This window comes from Pararhodobacter sp. (assembly GCF_034676075.1).
GTDB lineage: Bacteria > Pseudomonadota > Alphaproteobacteria > Rhodobacterales > Rhodobacteraceae > Pararhodobacter.
The window spans coordinates 1-3,955 of the sequence record NZ_JAUCCQ010000207.1 but is presented as its reverse complement, the minus strand read 5'-3'; the positions used below and the strand labels follow the sequence as shown (position 1 = coordinate 3,955).

Sequence of the window (3,955 nt, the reverse complement as noted above, 5' to 3'; positions counted from 1 at the left end):
CAGCTGATGGACGTGGCCTATGACGATCAGGTCTATGTCGACGACCGGACCATCGACAGCCACATCAAGCGCCTGCGCAAGAAGATGCGGACGGTTGACGACGAATTCTCGTCCATCGAGACCCTCTACGGCATCGGTTACAAGTATAACGAAGCCTGATAGAAATGGCCCTGAGGGGGCGATCCCGTAAGGATCGTCCCGAAACAGAACATGACGGCGGTGGGGGCACAGGTGACTACGCAATCCGGGACACCCGGAAGCGACGTTGTCCTTGGGGACGACTGGGTTCGGCCGCAAAGCGCGGTCGATACGGAGGTGCGCATCCACCGCGCCCGGCGTGGCCTGTTCTCGATCTTCCAGTCGCCGCTGGCGCGCAAGATCATCCTGTTCAACATGCTGGCGCTGGTCCTTCTGGTCGCGGGCGTCCTCTTCACCAACCCGTTCCGCGATTCCCTGGCCCGGCAGCATGAGGTGGCGCTGGTCACCCAGGCCGAGGGGCTGGCCGATGTCATGGGCGCCCTGCCGTCGCTGGTGCCTGACGCGGGCGCCTACACCACCGCCGATGCCCGCCGCCTCAGGGCCGGGACGCTCGACGCGCTGACCCTGAATGTCGAGACCGAGGTGCTGCTCCTCGACGCGGACGGCCGCATCGAGACGGCGCGCCGGGGATCGGGCACCCGCAGTTCGACGCCGCTCGACGCGCTGGAGGTCGATCAGCACCTGACGGTGATCTCGGACATTCTGGACGCGATCTGGTCCGGCCTTGCCGCGGTGGTGCCGGGCGACCGCTCGCCCCAGCCCGATCCCGCGACCCTGCTGGCCGAGTTGCACGCCGAGGCGATGCAGGGCCATTCCTCCAGCCGCGTGCTGCGCCTCGATGACGGGTTCCGCATGCTGGCCGCCGCGCCGGTGCTGGTCGATGGCCAGCCGGTGGGCAGCGTGGTCATGCAGCAGATCCCCGAGACGATCGAGCACATGCTGCGCTCGGAACGCGAGCAGGTGCTGCAGATGTTCATCGTGGCGCTGCTGGTCTCGGTCGGGCTGTCGCTGGTGCTGGCCTCGACCATCGCCAACCCGCTGGCCGATCTCGCCACCGCCGCCGAACTCGGCCGCGACAAGAACGCGCGGCGCATGTCGCCGGGCCGGGTCCGCATCCCCGACCTGACCGGCCGCCCCGACGAGATCGGGCGCCTGAGTTCCGCCATGCGCGGCATGGTGACCGCGCTCTACGACCGGATCGACGCCAACGAACAATTCGCCGCCGATGTGGCGCATGAGATCAAGAACCCGCTGGCGTCCCTGCGCTCGGCCGTGGGCACGCTCAGGGTGGCCAAGCGCGAGGATCAGGTGACCCGCCTCCTCGATGTGATCGAGCATGACGTGCGCCGCCTCGACCGGCTGATTTCCGACACGTCGAACGCCTCGCGGCTGGACAGCGAGCTGGTCAAGGAAGAGGAAGAGACCTTCAACCTCTGCAAGACGCTGGACAACCTGTCCCAGCACCTGGCGCAGGAGGCCGAGGCCAAGGGCGTCGAATTCATCACCGAACTGCCCCGCGACGCGATCATGATCCAGGGGCTGGAGGCGCGGCTGGCGCAGGTCTTCGTCAACCTGATCACCAACGCCATCAGCTTCTGCGGCGAGGGCGACGCGGTCCGCATCTGGGCCCGCAAGCGCGAGAACCGCGTGCTGGTGGTGGTCGAGGATACCGGCCCCGGCATTCCTGAGGCCGCGCTGACCAAGGTCTTCAAACGCTTCTATTCCGAACGCCCGCAGGATTTCGGCAACCATTCGGGTCTGGGCCTGGCGATCTCCAAGCAGATCGTCGAGGCGCATGGCGGCGTCATCTGGGCCGAGAACATCCGCCCCACCAACGCCGACCGGAATTCGCCGCCGCTGGGCGCGCGGTTCGTCGTCGGCCTGCCGCTTTGATCCCCGAGCCTGCGAACCTGCATGCCTCCGCCGTCGCCTTCGGTCCGGGGCGCGGGGTGCTGATCCTCGGCCCCTCGGGCAGCGGCAAATCCACGCTGGCGCTGGCGCTGATCGGCGAAGGCGCGCAACTCGTGGCCGACGATCAGGTGATGCTCTGTCCCGACCGGGGCGCGCTCTATGTCCGGGCGCCGCGCCCGATCGCCGGGATGATCGAGGCGCGCGGGCTGGGCCCCCTGAGGCTGGCGGCGCGACGGCTGGCGCGCATGGTGCTGGCCGTCGACATGGCGATGGCGCCGCGCCGCCTGCCCGATCCCACGGAAAGATGTATCTCAGGGGTCACGATACCGTGTCTTCCGGGTCGGGCGGACTCGTCTTTCGCGCGCGGATTGGCCCATTATCTACAAGGTCTGAAGTAATGGACGGACGGAATGCAGGATAGCGGCGCGGCGATGCGGGTGGTGATGGTGACCGGACCTTCGGGTGCCGGCCGGTCGTCGGCCATCGACGCGCTCGAGGATCTGGGCTTCGAGACCATCGACAACCTGCCGATGTCGTTGATTCCGCGCCTTCTGGATGGCCCGCCGCTGCCCCGGCCGCTGGCGCTGGGCCTCGATGTGCGCAACCGCGACTTCTCGTCCGAGAACCTGATCGAGCTGGTCGACCGGCTGCACCGTGCGCCCGGCATCGCCTCGGACCTGCTGTATGTCGATTGCAGCACCGATGTGCTGGTGCGCCGCTTCTCCGAGACCCGGCGCCGCCACCCGCTCAGCCCCGACGGCGCCCCGCTCGCGGGCATCGAGCACGAGCAGGAGCTGCTGGAACCGGTGCGTGAACGCGCCGATGTGCTGATCGACACCACGACGCTGACGCCGCATCAGTTCAAGGCCGAGATCGGGCGCTGGTTCGCCCCGCGCGAGGGCGGGCCGATGTCGCTGTCGGTGCAGAGCTTTTCCTACAAGCGCGGTCTGCCGCGCGGCGTCGACATGGTGTTCGACTGCCGCTTTCTGGCCAATCCGCACTGGATCCCGGAACTGCGCGAGCGCGACGGCCGCGAGGCCGATGTTGCCGCCCATGTCGAGGCCGACCCGCGCTTTGCCGATTTCTTCGACCGGGTGGAGGGGTTGGTGACCTCGCTGCTCGATGCCTTCGTGGACGAAGGCAAGACATCGCTCACCATCGCCTTTGGCTGTACCGGTGGAAAGCACCGCAGCGTTGCACTTGCAGAAAAAATGGCCCGGACGCTTGCGGAACAGGGCTGGCGGGTGTCAAAGAGGCACAGGGAGCTGGATCGGCGCAAATCTTTGGCAGCGCCGGGGAAGCAAGGGTAAGGACGTGATCGGAATCGTGATCGTCGCACATGGTGGTCTGGCGCGGGAATATCTCGCCGCCGTCGAGCACGTCGTGGGCAAGCAACTGGGGATCCGCGCGATCGCCATCGAATACGACCATGATCGTGCGCGCAAGCAGGCCGAAATCTGTGCGGCCGCCGACGAGGTGGACATGGGCGACGGGGTGGTCGTGGTGACCGACATGTTCGGCGGCTCGCCCTCGAACCTGTCGATGCCGGCCTGTTCCTCGCCCGACCGGCGTATCCTCTATGGCGCCAACCTGCCGATGCTCATCAAGCTGGCGAAATCGCGCCGCCTGCCGGTGCCCGAGGCCGCGGCGCTGGCGCTCGACGCCGGCCGGCGGTACATCAATTGTTACGAGCAGACCGGGGGGGGCGGCGTATGAGTGCCGAGCGCGTGCTGAAGATCGTCAATGAAAAGGGCCTGCACGCCCGCGCCTCGGCCAAGTTCGTCGAGGTGGTCGAAGCGCATGACGCCCAGGCCGAGGTCGAAAAGGACGGGATGAGTGTCTCGGGGGATTCGATCATGGGCCTGCTGATGCTCGCCGCCTCGCGCGGCACCGAGATCCGTGTGCGCACCAGGGGTGACCAGGCCGAACCGCTGATCGAGGCGCTGGACAAGCTGGTCGCCAACCGCTTCGGCGAGCCCTTCTGAGGCCCCGCCAACACCGGCAC

Annotated in this window: 6 protein-coding genes; all 6 read left to right on the top strand. The window is 67.4% G+C overall.

Going from position 1 to position 3,955, the window contains the following annotated elements:
• Positions 1-159, top strand: a 159-nt coding sequence (locus tag VDQ18_RS23170) for a winged helix-turn-helix domain-containing protein (protein ID WP_323023217.1), incomplete at its 5' end; no start/stop codon positions are given.
• A 51-nt stretch (positions 160-210) separates the two neighbouring features.
• Complete coding sequence (locus VDQ18_RS23165) at positions 211-1,932, top strand: sensor histidine kinase (protein ID WP_323023216.1); 1,722 nt, start codon at positions 211-213, stop codon at positions 1,930-1,932.
• Entirely contained in the window at positions 1,929-2,348 is a 420-nt protein-coding gene (locus VDQ18_RS23160; protein WP_323023215.1) for a serine kinase, read from the top strand. The genes VDQ18_RS23165 and VDQ18_RS23160 overlap by 4 nt, the downstream gene beginning before the upstream one ends.
• Positions 2,349-2,360: 12 nt before the next feature.
• Entirely contained in the window at positions 2,361-3,260 is a 900-nt protein-coding gene (gene rapZ, locus VDQ18_RS23155) for an RNase adapter RapZ (RefSeq protein ID WP_323023214.1), read from the top strand.
• A 4-nt stretch (positions 3,261-3,264) separates the two neighbouring features.
• Positions 3,265-3,666, top strand: coding sequence for a PTS sugar transporter subunit IIA (locus VDQ18_RS23150; protein WP_107753583.1), 402 nt, complete (start codon positions 3,265-3,267; stop codon positions 3,664-3,666).
• Complete coding sequence (locus VDQ18_RS23145; RefSeq protein ID WP_323023213.1) at positions 3,663-3,935, top strand: HPr family phosphocarrier protein; 273 nt, start codon at positions 3,663-3,665, stop codon at positions 3,933-3,935. Before VDQ18_RS23150 ends, VDQ18_RS23145 begins: the two co-directional genes overlap by 4 nt.
• The last annotated feature ends 20 nt before the right edge of the window (positions 3,936-3,955 follow it).